The organism is Roseovarius spongiae, assembly GCF_003651245.1.
Classification (GTDB): domain Bacteria; phylum Pseudomonadota; class Alphaproteobacteria; order Rhodobacterales; family Rhodobacteraceae; genus Roseovarius; species Roseovarius spongiae.
In genome coordinates, this window is sequence record NZ_RAPE01000004.1 from 273,428 (window position 1) to 292,638 (window position 19,211).

Here is a 19,211-nt window from a genome sequence, read left to right on the forward strand (position 1 = left end):
GTGTCCCGCCGTGTCCTGATGGAGACGTTCGAGCCGCGCCTCCTGCTCTCGGCGGATCTCTTTCCCATCGCCGGGACCATATCGGCGCCCGGCGACGAGGACAGCTACCATATCACCTTTGCCGAACCCGCGCGGGTCAGCTTTGACGCGCTCACCGCGGGTGAGCTGAGCTGGCGGCTGCGTGGCCCCGGCGGCGTCGACATGGGCAGCCGGCTCGACCAGGCCGACGGGCGCTACCGCCATCCGCCCGCCGTGTTCGAGATGGCGCGGGGGACCTATACGCTCAGCATCTTCGGCGCCGACGCGCAGACCGGCGATTACGAATTCCGCCTGAACGATCTGTCCGACGATCCGCTGCTCGCCCCGGGCGCGCCCGAGGCGGTGACGCTGCCGCGCGGGACCGAGGCGCGGGAATACGGCATCGAGGCGCAGGCAGGGCAGTATCTCAACCTCGGCTTGAGTGAAGTCACCGACGCCAACGCCGGGTCCATGACCCTCATCTCGCCCACCGGGCAGGTCGTCGCGAGTTCTGGTTTCTCGAGCTTCGGCGCGGTTCTGAGCGAGAGCGGCCGGCACGTCCTGCTGATCGACGGCGGTATCGACCGGACCGAGGCGGCGGGCTTTACCCTGACCGCCACGCTCGGCGACACGGAGCCGCGCGAATACACGCTCGGGACCACGGTGAACGCCACGCTCGACACGCCCGGGGAGCGGCATCTGCATCACTTTACCCTTGCCTCGGACACACGCGTCACCCTCACCGGCAGCGGCGGCTACCGCGCGCCTGCCTGGGAATTGCGCGGGCGGGGCGGCAGCATTGACGGCTCGAACGGGCTGCCGAGCGGGGGGGAGAGCTTTGATCTGCCGGCCGGCGAATACTGGCTGTTGGCGACGGCCGGCGAGGGGCGCACCGGGGATTACGCGTTCAGCATCGCCGCCGACGGCGCCTATGCCGGCGCGCCGGCCCCGGTGACCGAGTTCGCAGGCGCGCTGGGCGACATCCTCACCGGCACGTTCAGCGGCGTTGCGGGCGAGGCGCATCGCTACCAGTTCGACCTGGCCGCGCCGCAAGATCTGATGTTCACCCGCCTCGCACAGAACGGACAGACCGACATCACGCTGGAATCCGCGCAGGGGCGCGTGCTGTCGCATTTCAGCGCCCGCGACCGCGCCTTTCAGCGCGTCGCGGCGCATGTGCCGGCGGGGACCTATTGGCTCACCGTCCGGGCCAAGGGCGATGCGGCGGGCGATTACCGCGCCGTGCTTTTCGATCACGTGCAAGAGGCGCAGCCGGTCACGCTCGGCACGCCGTTCTCGGTCGCGCTCGACGATGTGCGCTCGGTGCGCTCGGTCACGGTCGATCTGGTCGCGGGGCAGCGCGTATATCTCGATCCGACGGCGGTGGAACCTGCGGGCGTCGCCACCGGCTCGATGCGAATCTACGCCTACGGGCCGGACGGGCGGTATCTGAGCGACTTGACCGCCAGCATCAACTCGGGCGAGGCGCTGCGCGCGCCGCTGGACGGCGCCTACCGGTTCGAGTTCCGCCGCGACGAGGGGCAGGACATCACCGCCTACACCGCGACGCTCTACGACGCCACCGAACTGCCGCTGCCGCTGGCGCTCGATACGGTGCAGACGGTGACGCTCGACACGCCGGGCAAGATGCTGGACTACCACGTCGATATCGACGCGCCGACGGTGGTGACCCTCGATTTGCAACAATCCATCGACAACGCCGGCGGCGTCTATGCCCGGCTGCTCGACCCGGACGGCAATTCGGTCTTTGCCCAGTATGTCACCCAGCGCGCGGATTACATGCGCGCGGCGGTCGGGCCCGGACGCTACACGCTGCGCCTGACAATGCGCGATGACGAGACCGGCAGCGCCCGGATCGCCCTGCGCGACGATCGCAGCGCGCCGCTGATCATGCGAGGGATCGAGCAGTCGGGCGCCGTCGATCCCGGACAGGAGATGCGCCGCTGGGCCATCGACGCGACCGGGGGCGAGCGGGTAACGCTGGATATCACCAGCTTCACAGGCAAGGACACCTATTATCATCCGGCCCTGCTGGTCTTCGCGCCCGATGGCAGCCGCATCCTCGCCGCGAGCGCGGCGGTCGGGGCGTATTCCTTTGATCCGCCGCGCGACGGGCGCTACCTGGTCATGCTCGATTCCCAACCGGGGCAGGGCGGGCCCCTCACCTACGCGTTCACGGCGCGCACGGCGGCGTTCCAGGATATCGACATCGCGCTTGGCGCCCGCGTCGACGGGTCGATCCCGGTGGCCTATGGCCGGGCCGATCATCGGTTCACGCTGACGCGGGAAACGCAGCTTTACATTGACGCGCTGAACGCGGCTGATGCGCAGGTCACGGTGCTGGACAGCGACGGCAACCCGGTGCCGCAACAGCCCTATAGCCATTTCGACTACTTCAGCGGTTATCGCCGCGGTTTCCGTCTGCCGCCGGGCGAATACCTGCTGCGGATCACGCCGGACGGGGCGAAGACGCCCGACTATTCCTTCGTCCTGCGGGATATGGCGCTGAGCACGGCGCTGCCGTTCGATACGGAGGTGACGCAGACGCTGGATGAGAACGCCGTCATCCGCCATTTCGACGTGACCCATGCAGGGCAGGTCACGATCGACAGCATCGCGCGCAGCGGCGACGTTTATTGGCAGGTGATGGACGCGCATGGCAACCATGTCGTCGACGCGACGCATTTCAACTCTGACCTCAGCTTCTACGCCGCCGGACCGGGACGCTATACGCTTATCCTGGACGAACGCCCCGACCGCCCCAATGGGGCCGAGATAACCTATCGCGTGACGCAGGCGCAAAGCCTCACCCGCGCGATCGTCCCCGGCACTCCCGTCACCGGAACCATCGAGCGGCCCCGCGACGTCATCCGCCATACCTTCACGCTGGACGCCGCGGCGCGACTGGCCTTCAAGGCCGAGACATCGACCGACGGGCTGACCTTCCGGCTGGAAAAGAACGGCGTGCCGGTCAGCGACCCGGTGAGCCTGCGGCGCTACACGTTCGACAGCGCGCAGATGGACCTCGGCCCCGGCGACTATGCGCTGGTGATCGAAGCGCAGGGCGGCTTCACCGGCGATTATCGCTTTGAGCTGCTGGATTTCGCCGACGCCGCGCCGCTTGCCGACAACGTTGCGACCGGTCTCATCACCGTTGCGCCGTCGACCGCAGGAAGGGTGTTCAGCTGGGCGGGCGTCGCCGGGCAGATGGTCGAATTCGAGCGCCTCGTCCAGACCGGAAACATGAGTTTCGCCATGTATGACCCCGAGGGCGGGCGGGTCTTCGAACATAACGGTCTGCGCGACCTGGACCTCACCCTGCGCAGGACCGGGACCTATCACATCCTCGTCTATGGCTACACGACCAACACCTCGGACGATATCGAATTCGCCTTCGCCATGCGCGAAACCGGGGCCGCCGCGCCCGGCGCGCTGACCGGCGCGCCGCTGGCGCTGGGGCAACTGGCGAGCGGCACGCTCACGGCGGCGAACACGCCTGACAGCTACCTGTTGACGCTGGCCGCGCCGACCCGCGTCATCATGGACGGGCAGACCAATTCTTCGGCGGTGCGCGTGTCCCTGCATGGCGAGCTGGGCGAGATCATGACCCCGCGCCGGATCAACGAGGAGGTCTATGACGCGTACGACCGCGCCGACCGGCAGGACGATACTTATACGCTCGACCTCGCCGCCGGGACGTATCGGATCGACGTGCAGTCGACCAGCGCGAGCGACGCCTACGCCTTTACGTTCCTCGATGCGGACAGCGGTGCGGTTCTGCCGCTCGACACGCCGCAAACGGTGCTGAGCGACCCGGCCAACAGCGTGGCGCTGCTGAGCTTCGACGCGACCCTGGGCGAGCATGTCGCGCTCGACATGGTCAACGACGGAGGCGGTAAACGCTGGCAGGTGATCGGCCCGGACGGGGCGCGGGTCGCCTATGGCAACTCCCTCACCGGCACGGATTTCCGGGCCCGGATGAGCGGACGCTACGTGCTGGTCATCGACGGCAACGCCAACGAAACAACCCCGAGCACCGCCACGATCACCCGCCGCAACGCCGACCCCGGGGCGATCACCCTTGGCGCGCTGACTACCGTGAACCTGCCGATGTGGGGCGCGGCGGACCGGTTCTCGTTCTCGCTCGCCGAAGCCAAGTCGCTGATGTTCGACAGCCGTTTCACGAGCACCAAGAGCATCACCTGGGGCGTCACCGACAGCGCCGGCGCCGCGGTGGCGGGCGGGCGGATCGACAATGCCGACGCGCGCGATTTCCGCCTGCCCGCCGGCGATTACGATCTGTGGCTGCACTCAACCGCCGCGTTCGATCCGTTCGATTTCCGCCTGCTCGACCTCGGCGCGGGCCGCGATATCAGCCCGGGCGAGACGGTGACGGGATCCTCCGACTCGGCGGCGGACGCGCATGTGTTCCGCTTCGATGGCGCGGCGGGGCAGGAGGTGGTGTTCGATATCCTCTCGTTCTCGCAATCGACCTACCTTGCCAACTACCGCCTCATCGCGCCGGACGGGACCGAGTTGGGGCGGCGCGCGGTCGACGATCTGGGTGTGACGCGGCTGGGGCAGACGGGGACATGGACGCTGCTGCTGCTGCCCTTTGACGGGCGCGCGGGATCGCTCGACTACAGCTTTCGCCTGCTCGAACGGCAGGAAACGCGTCAGGCGCTCGATTTCGGCGCGCGGTATCGGGACACCCCCGACGATACGCGCGCGCGGCTGGTCTATGACTTCACAATGGCGCAGGCGGGCGAGGTCTATTTCGATTCGTTGCGGAACGATTTCTCGGCGCATTGGACGATACGGGACAGCCGCGGGCGCCAGGTGGCCGAGGCGCGTTTCGACCAGGACACCGGCGCCGGTTCCCGCGTGTTTCTCCGCGCCGGCGATTACAGTCTCACCGTCGAGCGCAGCGACGATGCGACCACCGAGCTCCCCTTCCGCCTGCTGAACCTCGCCGACGCCGCGCCGCTCACCCCCGGCGCGCCGCTGCGCGCGGTGCTCGACCCCGGCAACGTGACGCAGGCGTTCCGCTTCGACGGGCAGGCGGGGCAGCGCTACAAGATCACGCTGGGACAGGGACCGGTCTACACCGCCGGCTATCGCCTGATCGGCCCGGACGGGCGCGAGGCGCTGGCGCAGGCCGGCGCGATTTCGGATCAGGACGCGGTGACGTTGCATGCGGATGGCGCATACGTCCTTTTGGTCGAGGGCGCGCGAAACCGCACTGAGCCGCAGACCGTCGCGCTCACCCTTGTCGAGACGCCGCTCCGCGCGCCGGTCCCGGCCCGGTCGGACGCGCGGGTGGCGGCGGACCTCGTGCCCTCGGGCGTGGGGGTGAGCGCGAGCGGCGCGATCCAGGCGGGCAAGGACGTGATCGTGAGCTGGACCGTCACCAACAGCGGCGCGGCGGGCGCCGTGCCGGGCCGCGACCGGGTGATCCTGCGCCGCGCCGACACCGGCGAGATCGTCGGCGTGCGCGTGACCGGCCCCGGCGCGGCGGTACTGGGCGCGGGCGAGGCGACCACCCGGCAGGCGACGCTGCGGCTGCCGTCGGGCTCGCTCGGCGCGGGAGACCTGGTGGCGGAGGTTGAGCTCGACATCGCCAACGCCGTGGACGAGACCGACGGCGGCATCGCGCCGGAGCAGAACAACACCGCCAGCGCCGCCTTCACTGCGCTCAACGACCAACTGGCCGATCTCGTGGTCGAGGACATTCGCGCGGAGCCAACTAGCGGGTACAGGCCCGGCGATTCGGTCACGGTCCGCTGGACCCTGCGCAACGCGGGCGGAGCGGCGGTGACGCATGCTTTCTCTGACCAGCTTCGTCTGCGCAACCTGAGCCAGGGGGGAAGCCCGACGCTGATCCTGCAAACCCTCGGCTATGACCCGGCCACCGACGGCGCGATCGCCGAAGGCGCCACGACCGAGCGCAGCGCGACGATCACCTGGCCCGAAGGTCTGGACGGGACCGGCGCGATGCAGTTCGAGGTGACGACCGACCTCGACAACGCCATCCCCGAGGACAATGACGCCGGCACGGGCGAGACCAACAACCGCTCGCAGGCCGAAATCATCAACGCGCCCGACCTGGTGATCGAGGGGCTGACGCTCTCGACCCCGCACCCGCAGGCGGGCGACAGCGTCACCTTCACCTGGACCGTGCGCAACGCCGGCACGGCGGACCTGCCCGTCCCGTTCCGCTCGCTCTTGCAGGTCACGAATATCGACACGCGCGCGACCCTCGTCAATCAGCGCATCGATTTCCCGGCCGAGGAGGGCGCGCTGCTGCCCGCCGGGGCGGCCCGCGCGCGCAGCTTCACCACCACGCTGCCCGAGGGCGCGCATGGCGCGGGCGCGTTGCGTTTCCGGCTCTATCTCGACAACGGCAGTTCGCCTGCGGTGATCGAGGTGAACGCGGATGGCGACGCCGAGGCCAACAACTTCGGCGAGCTTCTCTTTTCTGCGCGGGAAAAGACCTACCCCGACCTTACGGTCACCGCGCCCGCCGTGACCGGCGCGCCGGTCGCCGGGCAGTCGGTGCAGATCGACTGGAGCGTGACCAATGCCGGGGCCGAAGCGGCGGGCGCGCGCGCCGACCGGCTGATCCTGTCGCGGGACGACACGCTCGGCAACGCCGACGATATCGTGCTGGCGGACGTCGCGCGAGGCGCGCTGGCGGCGGGCGGCACGGACGCGGTGAGCTTCAATGCCGCGCTGCCTCCCGACCTTTTGGGCGACTATCGGCTTTTCGTCGTGATCGACGCTGCCGGCGCGGTCACCGAGGGCGACGGCGAGAGCAACAACACCGCCGGCCCGGTGACGATCACCGTCGCGCCGGGGGCGAGCGCGGATCTCGTGGTCGAGGCGGTCGCCGGTCCCACCGCCGGAAGCTGGGGACAGACGGCGACGGTGTCCTGGCGGGTGGGCAACGATGGCGACGCGGCCACGGATGCGGGCTGGCTCGACCGGGTGTATCTGAGCGCGGATTCGGCCTTCGACGCGGGCGATGTCCTGCTGGCCGAAGTCGCCGCCCCCGCCGGGCCGCTGGCCGCCAACGGCAGCTACACGGCAAGCGCGGAGATCACCATCCCGGCGGGGCTGACCGGTCCTTACCGGCTGATCGTCGTGACCGACGCGGAGGATACGCAGGAAGAGGGGTCGAGCGAGGACAACAACGCCGGCGTCGCGCTCGAGCCGGTGACGATCTCTTCCTCGCTCGCCGCCGACCTCGTGGTGCAGAACGTCACCGGCCCGCCCGACGGCTCGCCCGGCGATGTCGCGACCGTCGCCTGGCGGGTCGAAAATACGGGCGAGGCGATCGCGCGCGCGCCCTTCACCGACCGCGTCTATCTGAGCCGGACGGGCGGGACGAGCGGCGCGCGCTACCTTGGGGACTACACCCATGTCGCGGGGCTGGAGCCGGGGCAGGGCGCGGATGCCACGCTCGACGTGACGCTGCCCTCGCTGCCGCCGGGGACGTGGCGGTTCCTCGTGGTCACCGACCACCACAACCAGGTGTTCGAGGCGGGACGCGAGGATAACGCGACCGCGGCGGATGCGCCCTTCGGCCTCGCCACGCCGGATTTCCAGGTGGTCAACGTCTCGGCCCCCGAAAGCGCGGTGTCCGACAGCGTCATCACCGTCAACTGGACGGTGCAGAACGCCGGGGCGGGCAACGCGACGGCGGGCCGGGTGGACCGGGTGCTCTTGTCGCGCGACGGGATCGCGGACAGCGGCGACATCGTGCTGCACACGACCGGGGCGCGCGATGCGCTGGCGGCGGGCGCGGACGAGGCGCAAAGCGCGGACGTGCGTATCCCCATCGACGCGCGCGGCGACTGGCGGATCATCGTCGTGGCCGACGCCACGGACCAGAACGACGAGCAGGATCTCGAGGACAACAACACGCTGTCGCGCGCCTTCTCGGTCGCGCTCGCCCCGCATTCGGACCTCGCGGTCAGCGAAGTGACCGCGCCGCCGCTGACCGTGGCCGACCCGGCGGTCATCACCGTCGGCTGGCGGGTCAGCAATATCGCGGATGAACAGGGGCGCGAGACGGGGTGGACCGACCAGGTCTGGGCGTCGAAGGACGACATCATCGGCGACGGCGACGATATCCTGCTGGGCAACTACCTGCGCGACGGGGCGCTGGCGCCGGGCGAAAGCTATGTCCGTTCAGAGGCGATCGACCTGCCCGCCGGATTCTCGGAGCGGCTGAAAATCTACGTGGTGGCCGACGCCGGCAGCCTCGTCTTCGAGGACGACGCGCGCGGCAACAACCGCGCCGAAGCACCGGATTACGCGGATGTCGCGCGCAAGCCCTATGCGGACCTCAAGGTCACGACCATCGAGGCCGCGGCGGCGGGCGTCTCGGGCACGGATCTCGATGTCGCCTGGACCGTGCGCAATGACGGGATCGGCGTCACCGACGCGGTGAATTGGACCGACCGCGTCACGCTGTCGCGCAACCCCGACGGCAGCGGGCAGGTGGCGAGCGCCAGTTTCACCCATCTCGGCGCGCTCGAGGTCGGGGACAGCTACCGCCGCAGCGCGACGATCGGCGTGCCGAACGGCGTCTCCGGGCAGCTCTACGTGCGGGTCGAGACCGCTTATGGCCGCGGACCTTATGAGTTCGTGTTCTACGACAACAACCACTCGGACGCGGCGCCCACCACCATCACGCTCGCCCCCAGCCCCGACTTGCAGGTAAGCGACATCGCCACGGTCGAAACCTCGCCCGAGGGCGAATTGATCGACGTCGCCTGGCGGGTGAGCAACGCGGGCGCCGCGCCGCTTGACGGGACATGGACCGACCGGCTGGTGCTGGTTCCGATTGATACGTCCAAGCCCGCCATCGTCGTCGGCAACTTCACCAACACCCGCGCGCTCGGCGTCGGGCAAAGCTACCAGCGCACCGAACGCTTCCGCCTGCCCCAGCGGATCGAGGGGGCCTATACGCTTACCGTCATCACCAATTACAACCGCGGCATCTACGAAGAGGGCGCGGCGGCTGACAACAACGCGACCGGCGACGACCGGCCCCTGCTGGTCACGCTCAACCCGCGGCCGAACCTCCAGGTGGCCAGCGTGGTGATCGCGCCGAACGTCACCGCCGGCGGCAGCCAGCAGGCGACCTTCGAGATCATCAACCAGGGCAGCGTCGCCGCGACCGGCGAATGGCAGGACAGCGTTTACCTGTCGCTCGACGACAGGCTGAGCAGCGACGACGTGCTGATCTCGCGCAGCGGCAACCCGCTCAGCCTCGCCCCCGGCGAAAGCTACACGATCACCTCGGACGTGGGCACGGTGCCGCTGCGCTGGTCGGGCGACGCCTACGTGATCGTGTCGGCGGACAGCAACGCCCGCGTCGACGAATACCCGTTGGACAATGACAACCAGCGCGCGGAAAAGTTCGACGTGACCGCGCTGCCGCGCCCGGACCTCGTGACCGGCAGCGTGATCGCCCCGGTGCAGGCCGTCGCCGGGTCCGAGATCGAAGTGCGCTACCGCGTCACCAACCGCGGCGCGGGCGATACGCTGGACGACACGTGGCGCGACACGATCTGGATCGCGCGCGACGCGCGCCGGCCCAACACCTCGGCCTTCGTGGACGTGGACGGCGCCGATTTCCTCAAGGGCAACTCGGCCCGCCTGCTCGGCACGGTGACGCATACCGGCGGGCTGGAACTGAATGAAAGCTACGAGATGACCGTGCGGGTGCGTATCCCCGGCGATCTCGAGTCGGGGCAGTATTTCATCACGCCCTGGTCGGACAGCTATGACGTGGTGGCCGAAGACACGCTGGCGATCAACGTCAACCCGGACGACCCGAACGAGATCGACAACAACAACTACAAGGGGCGCGGAATCGACATCATCGGTTACGTGCCGGTGCGCCCCGATCTGGTGGTCTCGAACGTCACTACCGACGCGCCCGCCCATGCCGGGCGCGATCGGCTCACCGTCAACTGGACTGTCGCCAACGAGGGTCTGACCGGCACGGCGGAGACATGGATCGACCGGGTCTATCTCAGCGACAGCGCGGAACTGGGCGCGCCGGGGGAAACCCTGTGGAACCTGGGCGACGTGCGCCGCACCGGGGCGCTTGCCGTGGGCGAGGAATACAGCGCCAGCGCCACGTTCGACCTGCCGCCTTCGGCGCGGGGGCAATACGTGCATGTCATCACCGACGCCGCCGTTCGGGGCCGTCAGGCGGTGGTCGAGGAGAATGAGGGCAACAACCTCGCTTCTGGCGCGGCGGACGTGACCGGCGCGAGCGCCGATCTGCGGGTGATCGCCGTCAGCGCGGCCGAGGGGGCCACCTCGGGCGAGCCGCTCGAGATCACCTGGACCGTGCGTAACGATGGCGTGGCGGCGGTCTGGGACGGCACGCAATACTGGCGCGATTCGGTCTGGCTGTCGCGCGATGCGGTGTTCGACCGCTCCCGCGCGACGCTGCTGGGGCAGGTGGTCCACCAGAACGAAGACGGTCTAGCCGCGGGCGCCAGCTATACCGAAAGCGCGGAATTTACCCTGCCGGCGGGGACGGACGGCGACTACTTCCTGCATGTCGCGACGGATACCTATCTCTGGGGCGGGATGCCGAAGGATGAATACCTGAGCGGCGGAGCCCGCACTGGGTCGGGTTTCTACGCCTCGAGCGTCTACGAGGACGACGCCGACCCCACCGGCAATTTCGGGCGCGGCAGCGTCGACATCACCTATGCCGAGCCCGATCTGGTCGTGACCGCCTTCGACGCGCCCGCCGGGGCCGCCAGCGGCGGGCGCGTCGAAATCACCTACACGGTCACCAACAACGGCACCCGCGCCACGCGCGAGGATCGCTGGTATGACCGGTTCTTCATCTCGCGCGACGGCGCGCTCGACCCGCAGGATCACATGCTGGGCGAGCTGCGCCGCATCGGCCCGCTCCGCGTCGGCGAGAGCTATACCGAGACGGTCACGCTCGACCTGCCGCTCGGGATCGGGGGCGATTACACGATCCTGATGGAGACCGACTCCACCTCGGACGAGGGCGGAACCTATTATCCCTCGACCATCCGGATCGGCCTGCGCGGGCTGCGCGCGACCTCCGACGAGGTGGCCGAGTTCGCCGGCGAGGGCAACAACCGCGCCAGCGCGCCCATCGCGGTGGAGGCGGCCGAGACCTCGGACCTGGTGGTGAGCGCGATCACCCTGCCGCAGCGGGGCATAACGGGTCAGCCGCTCACCATCAGCTACGCGATCGAGAATGGCGGCGCGCGCTCGACCGAAGGCGGATGGCGCGATCTGGTCTATCTCAGCCGCGACGAATCTCTCGACACGCGGCGGGATTTCTTCCTCGGCTATCACGACCACCTTACCCCGCTCGAGGCGGGCGCGCTGCGCGAGGTGGACCTGGCGACGAAGCTGCCCAAGGGGCTGTCGGGGTCGTACTTCGTCTACGTGGTGAGCGATCCGGTATCGCCCGGCGCCCCGGTCGGCGCGATCTTCGAGGACGGGCGCGAGGCCAACATCCGCGCCTCCGCCCAGCCGCTGCTGATCGAACAGGTCCCGCCCGCCGACCTCATCGCGTCGGACGTGGCGATCAGCGGCGGCCCCGCGCCGGGCGATCCGGTCAGCGTGAGCTGGACCGTCACCAACCAGTCCGCCGCCGCCGCCGCGGGCCGGTGGATCGACGCGGTGTATCTCTCGCGCGACGGGGAATGGGACATCGGTGACACCTTCCTCGGGCGGTTCACCCATTCGGGCGGGCTCGAGGCGGGGGCGAGCTATGCCGGAAGCCTCGATGCCGATCTGCCGATCTTGGGCGATGGCGCCTGGCGGGTGATCGTGCGCACGGACGCGCGCGACGAGGTGTTCGAGGACGCCTTCGAGGCCAACAACACCACGCTCGGCGCGGCCCCGATCACGTTGGAAAGCCCGCTCATCCCGCTCGGCATCGATCGCACCGTTTCCCTTGGCGCGGCCACGGAACGGCTGTTCCGCATCGAGGTTCCCGCAGGGGAGACGTTGCGCGTATCGCTGACCGGGGGCGATCCGCTGACGCCCAGGGAAGTGTTCCTCAAGGCCGGGGAGCCGCCGACGCAGTCCGATTACGACGCAGCACAGGGCAGCGTCTTCGGCGCGCGGCAGGAGGCGCTGATTTCCTCGACCGAGCCGGGAACCTATTATATCCTCGTGCGCAGCTTTGGCGGCGAGGATGGCGCGGACGCGGTCGAACACACCCTACGGGCCGAGATCCTGCCGTTCCAGGTCACAGGCGTGACGCCGGACCAGGGCGGCTCGGCCCGGTTCGTCACCATGACCATTGACGGCGCGGGCATCCTGCCCGGCGCGGTGGTCAAGCTCAGCCGCCCCGGCGTGGCCGAATTCCTCCCCGTTTCGGTCAAGCGCGTCGACGCCACACGGGTGATCGCCACTTTCGACCTGCAAGGCGCGGAGCATGGGCTTTACGACGTGATCGTCACCAATTCGGATGGGGCCGAGGCGATCCTGCCCTATCGCTACCTCGTCGAGCGGCAGGTCGAGCGCGACGTGACCGTCGGGCTTGGCGGGCCGCGTGTGGTGCCGGCGGGGCAGGCCGGGTTCTACAGCGTGGTGGTGGACAGCCTCACCAATGTCGACACGCCCTACGTGCATTTCACCTTCGGCGCGCCCGAACTCGGGACCAGCGACATGGCCTACGGCCTGCCGTTCCTGCAATTCGCGACCAACGTGGGCGACGGATCGGACGCGCCTGCCGAGGGGCTGAGCGGCGCGCAATCGGCGGTCAATTTGGGTGGCCAACTGCTCGCCCCCGGTTACGCGTTCGACCTGCACGCCGAGGGGCAGGCGCAGATGACGTTCGCGGTGCAGACCTATCCGGGCTTGCAGGCGCTGATCGACCGGGATTTCGAGGGCATCAAGACCCATCTCTACAATACCTTCCCCGATCTGGCGGAGGCCGACGCGCTCTCGGGCGGGGTACCCGCGCTCGAGGCGGTCGATCCGCTGATTCACGAGATTTTCACCGATCCGGGGTTCGAGGTGATCTCGGGCGACCTGCCCTGGTATCTGCCCTTCCAGTTCAACGTATTGGCGGCCGCCACGCCGATGACGCGCGCCGAATTCGTCGCCGCCCAACGCGCCGAGGCCGAAACGCTGCGCCAGGCGGTGCTGGCGGACGCCGAAGCCGCGCCCGCGCTGCAAACGCTCGCCGCGGACGAGGGCGCGTGGATCGACGGCTTTCTCGCCGCGCTGGAAACGGCCGGGCTCTTGCGCGAAGAGGCCGACGCGCCGCCGGTGTTCGAGAAACCGCGCGTCACCTCGCTCATCGCGCAGCTGTCGCAGGGGCTGCTGCTGGGCCCGGCAGGGGACGAACTGCGCAGCACCGGCGACCTGGTCGATTTCTATGCAAAGGTGCGCGAATGGTATGGCGACACGCCGGGCGAGATGGCGCCGATCGCGCGCTATGACGTGCGCAACCCGCCGCGCGGACTGCCCTTCGACGTGCCGGTCGCGGAACTGCCCGAGGCGGGCGATTACGACCGTGGCCTCGACCGCCCGACCACATTCACCGCGTTCAACGTCTATTCGCCCTGGCTGGGCGAAGGCGCGGTCGATCTGCCCGATTTCGGCTCGGACGCCACCACGAGCGAGCTTGGCGCGCTCGACCTCGACCGCTTCCGCGAGATCGCGGGTGTGGCGCGCGGCGAAGGCGGCGCCTGGCTGCGCGGGCCGCTGGGCGCGGGGGCCGACAACTGGGCGCCCGCCGATGTGGCGCTGCCCCACGAGATCGGGTTCGAACTGGACGAGGCCAGCCCGCGCCCGGCGCGCGAACTGCGCATCGTCACCACGCTTGACGAGGCGCTGGACGCGCGCAGCTTCCGGCTGGGCGGGCTGGCGCTGGGCGATCTGAGCATCGAGGTGCCGGACGGACGGCTGCTCTACCAGACCGATATCGACCTGACGGCGACGCGCGGCTTCGTGCTGCGCGTCTCGGCGGGGATGGACATCGCCAGCCGCACCGCGACGTGGCTGGCGCAGGCGATCGATCCGGCGACGGGCGAGTTGCTCGAAGGGGACGGCGCGCAAGGCATCCTGCGTCCGGGCGAAAGTGGCGCGGCGCGCTACCGCGTGCAGGCCGACACGGACGCGACCAGCGGCGCGATGGTCAGCGCCGATGCGCGCGTGATCCTCGACGTGGCCGCGCCCGCGGATACCGATCCCTTCGCCTACCGGCTGGATCAGGCCGCGCCGGTCACGACATGGGACGCGCACCGGATAGCGGGGACGCGCGATACGCGCATCACCTGGGCCGCGACGGACGAACCGGGGGGCTCGGGCGTCGAGGGGGCCAACATCTACGTTTCGCTCGACGGGGGCGATTTCCGCCGGGTCGCGACGGACGAGACGACGGGCGAATTCGTCTACACGCTGCCCGAGGACAGCGCGGCAGACGCCCGCGTCGATGTGCTGGTGCTGGCCCGCGACGTAGCAGGCAACCGCGACGCGCCGCCGCCGGGCGTGGCCGGCGGCGACCTCGCGCCGGACATGGTGGACCTGGGCGGCACACGGGTCGAGGGCACGACCGCCGCCGCCCCGCTGCCGGTCGCCGACGCGACCCTGCCCGAGCCGCAGAACGCGCTGTTCCTCCAGGCGCTCGAAGGGGTGCCGGCGACCATCTCCCCGCTGCGCCCCGGCGCCTTCGCGACCGCCATTGCGCCGTTTGCGTTCGAGACCTTCATCGCCGGACTTCCCGGCAGTCAGGGCGGCATCGGCGCGCTGGCGGTGCTGGGACTGGCGGACGGGTCCATCCTCTATTCCGGCGGGCCGGACCGCGCGTGGCTCTATCGCGTGGATGCCGATGGCGCGGGCGCGGAAACCCCGCTCGCGCGGTATGAGGCGCCGATCTTCGATCTCGCGCAGACGCCCGACGGGCGGCTCTGGGCCACGACGGGGGGCGGCGCGTTGCTCGAGATCGACGCGGCGACGGGCGAAATCCTCGGGCGGCACGGCGACGGGATCACCCAGTCGGTCGCGGTGGCCGGGGATGGCCGCATCTTTGTCTCGACCGGCGACGGCGTGGCGCTGTTCGACGCCGTGACCGAAACCTTTGCGGCCTTCTCCGACACCCGCGTGGACGATCTCGCCATTGCGCCCGACGGCAGCCTCTGGGGGACGAGCTGGCCCGACCGGGGCCGCGTGCTGCGCTTCGGCGCAGACGGGCGGGCCGAGGTGGTGGCCGAAGTGCAGGCGCCGCTCGATTCCATCGCGTTCGGCGCGCCGGGGAGCGAGTTCGCCGGCCTCGCGATCCTCACCAGCGTGCGCGACGGGGCGGGCGAGGACGCGATTTCGCGCATCTTCGCGCTGGACGTGGCCAGTCACGAGATCGTCAGCGTCGCCGCCGCGCCGATCCGGGGCGAAGGCATCGCCGCGCTCGCCGACGGGCGGGTGCTGGTGGCGCATGGAACCGGGCTAGACGTGCTGCGCCCGCTCTATGCGCCGAAGGTTGTGGCGAGCACGCTGAACGACGGCGCGATCACCTCGCAGCCGATCGCGCGCTTCGCGTTCCGCTTCGACGATGACATGGCGATCACGGGGGCGGGATCGGTGCTCGACCCGCGCAATTTCGCGCTGATCGACGGCATGGGCGAGATCCGCCCCATCACCCGCGTCGATTACGACGCAGAGACGCGCGAGGTCACGCTGCGCTTCGCCAGCCTGCCGCGCGGGGTGTTCGCCGTCTCGGTCTCCGGCGATGTGCAGAGCGCGCGGGGCGTGGCCCTGGGCGCGCCCTACACGGTGGAGTTCACCCGGCTTCAGGACGTCACCGCCAACGTGCGGATCGAGTATCAGAACACCCGATTCGATCGCCAGACCGGAACCGCGACCTACGAAGTGATCGTCACCAACACCGGCGCGCGCCCGCTGCTGGCGCCGCTGCAACTGACGCTGGATGCGAACGACCCGACCGGCAGCGGCACGCCGCTGGACGGGGTGCGCTCGGACGATATCTGGCTGATCGACCTGTCCGACGAACTGGGCGAGGATCGCATCCTCAGCCCCGGCGAAAGCGCGACCGCCCATGCGGTGACGCTGCTGCTCGACCCCGGCCAGCGCGCGGCGTTCCGGCACGGGGTGCGCATCCTGCCGGGCGTCAACACTGCGCCCGTCATCCTCGAGAACATGCCGACCGAGGCCGAGGTGGGGGCGCTCTATTCACATGAATTCATCGCCTCCGACCTTGAGGGCGACGCGATCGGCTGGGTGCTGGCGAGCGGCCCGGAGGGGATGGAGATCGACGCCGAAACCGGCCTGCTGACCTGGACGCCGGACGCCAACGCATCCGCCGTCAGCCCGGTCGCGGTGCGCGCCTACGACGAGGCGGGCGGTTTCTCCGAGGTCGCGTGGGACATCGCCATCGCCGAGGGGTTGAACCGTGCGCCCCGGATCGAGGCGCCCAACGCGGTGGTCGAGCTTCTGGAAGGCGAGGAAATGCGCCTGCCGCTGCTGGCGATGGACGAAGACCGCGACATGCTGCTGCTGTTCGCCGACAACCTGCCGCGCGGCGCGTTCCTCGACCAGAGCACGCAGGAACTGGTCTGGACGCCGCAGCCGGGGCAGCGCGGGCTTTACCAGGGCGTCGTCATCGGGGCGAGCGACGGCGCGGCGCAATCGACGCAGAGCTTCGACATCCTCGTGCGCCCGGGCAACGCGGCGCCGGTGGTCGCCACGCCCAAACCGCTCGCGGCGCGCGAGGGCGACCCGTTACGCATCGCCATCACCGCCGCCGATCCCGAGGGTGGCGCGCTGCGCTTCTCCGCGCCGGTGCTGCCGGCGGGCGCGTCGCTGAACCGCGACACCGGCGTGCTGGAGTGGACGCCGGGTTATACGCAGTTGGGCGAATACACCGTGCCGGTCGATGTGAGCGACGGAACCGGCGTCACCCGCGTCGTGCTGCGCATCGACGTGGCCAACGCCAACGGCGCGCCGGTGCTGCGCGGCTTTGGCGACTGGACGCTGACCGAGGGACAGGCGCTTTTTTTCCGCACCGACGCGTTCGATCCCGACAATCCTGACTACGTCCTGCCCGAGCGCGACGAGGACGAAACGCTGCTGCATTACGAGGGGTCGCAGCGCGCGTCGCTGAGCTACGCGATGACCGGTCTGCCGGACGGCGCGACCTATGATGCGGACACCGGACAATTCAACTGGCAGACGGGGTACGAGGATGCGGGCCGGCACGTGATGCGGCTCACGGTGACGGATGACGGCGACGGCACGGGGGTGGCCGCAACGCGCAGCATCGACATCACCATCGACGTGCAGGATCTCAATCGCCCGCCCGTACTGCCCGACCTGCCGAACCGCACGGTGGAAGGCGGCGGGGTGCTGGAGATCCCGCTCGACTCGGTCGACCCGGACGGCAACGCGCTGCGCTTTACCGCGACCGCCACCCGCGCGGCGGGGGCCGACCAGATCGGGCTCGACCCGACGCCGATCCCGCTCGACGGGTCATCGCCCTTCGGGGCACTGGTCATGGATGCGGGTGGCGGCGCGGTGCTGCGGTTCACGCCCGCGGACCTCGATCGGGGCGACTGGCGCATCGACCTCGAGGTGGAGGATGACGGCAATGGCGTCGCCGCCAACGCGCAACGCGACGCGGGCAGTTTCGTCCTGTCGGTCGAGGCCGCCAATCTCGGCCCCGCGCTCGCCCCCGTCGCGGGGCTGGTGGCGGTGCCCGGCGAGATGCTGGAATACGAGTTCACGGCGCAAGACGCGGACCGCGATCCGCTGACCTTCACCATCGACGGGCTGCCCGCAGGCGCGGTGATCGCCGCCGGGTCGGGCTACGGCCGCGCGGTGCTGCGCTGGCCGCCCGGCGCGGGCGACGTGGGCGATCACACGCTGACGCTCACTGTCACCGACAGCGGCGCGGGCACGCCCGCCGACGCGCTGAGCGATACGCTCATCATCCCGGTCACGGTGCGCGCCAGCAACGGCGCGCCGATACTGCAACCCGTGGGCGACATCACCGTGGCGGAGCTTGAGGAGTTCACCCGCACGCTCACCGCCGCCGACCCGGACGGCGATCCGCTGACATGGTCGGCGACCGGCCTGCCGCCGGGGGCCGCGCTCGACCCGCTGACGGGGACGTTCGCCTTCACGCCGCACAGCTTCCAGGCCGGGCGTTACGATGGGGTGACGATCACCGTCACCGATGGCCATGCCTCGGCGTCCGAGACGGTCGCGCTGATCGTCACCAACACCAACCGCGCGCCGGTCTTCGTGCCGACCCCGCCGCAGACGGGCCGCGAGGGGGCCGAGTTCGGCTTCCGCCTGCTCGCCGGAGACATCGACGGCGACGGCGTGCTGTTCGAGCCGGTGGACGCGCTGCCCCCGGGCGCCGCGCTCGACCCGGTGACGGGCGAATTCCGCTGGACGCCGGGTTACGCGCAGGCGGGTACATACACGATCAAGGTCCGCGTGCGCGACGCGGCCGGCGCGGCGAGCGAACAGGACGTCGCCGTCACCGTGCTGAACCGCAACCGCGCGCCCGAGCTGACCTTGCAGAACCGCGCGGTGGCGCTGGGCGAGACGCTGGAATACACTGTCGGGGCGAGCGACCCGGACGCCGACGACGTGGTGATCCTGGCCGCCGAGAACCTGCCCGAGACCGCCAGTTTCGATCCTGCGACCGGCCTTCTGACGTTCCGTCCCGAAGTGGCGGACCTCGGCGATCACGTGATCCGCATCACCGCCTTCGACGGCACGGACCTGGTGGCGCGCAACATGGTGCTGCGCGTCACCCGCACGCCGCAACTGCCGGTGGCGGTGCTGGACGTCACACCGCGTTTCCCGGCGCGGCCGGGGCAGGTGGTGACGTTCTCGGCCGCGGGGTCGGGTTTCGTGCCGGTCGCCTCTTACCGGCTGACCATCGACGGGGTGGAGACGCCGCTTGACGATCTCAACCGCGCGCGGATCACGCCGGACGCGCCGGGGCGGATCACCGCCGTGCTGGAAGTGACCGACGTCGATGGGCGGGTGGGCCGCACCGAGAAGGTGATCGCCGTGCGCGACGCGACCGACCGCGCCGCGCCCGAGCTGGACCTCGCCGTGGCGGATGGCGACGTGCTGGCGCCGGGCGACGTGATCGGCAGCGTGCATGA

Annotated in this window: 1 protein-coding gene (cut by a window edge); it reads left to right on the forward strand. The window is 69.9% G+C overall.

Annotated elements, in window-relative coordinates; translation table 11 throughout:
* Positions 1–19,211 carry the 5' portion of a CARDB domain-containing protein gene (locus tag D6850_RS14840; RefSeq protein ID WP_166434088.1) on the forward strand. Its footprint extends 15,556 nt past the window's final position, so only the first 19,211 of its 34,767 coding nucleotides appear in the window; it begins with the start codon at positions 1–3; the stop codon falls past the right edge of the window.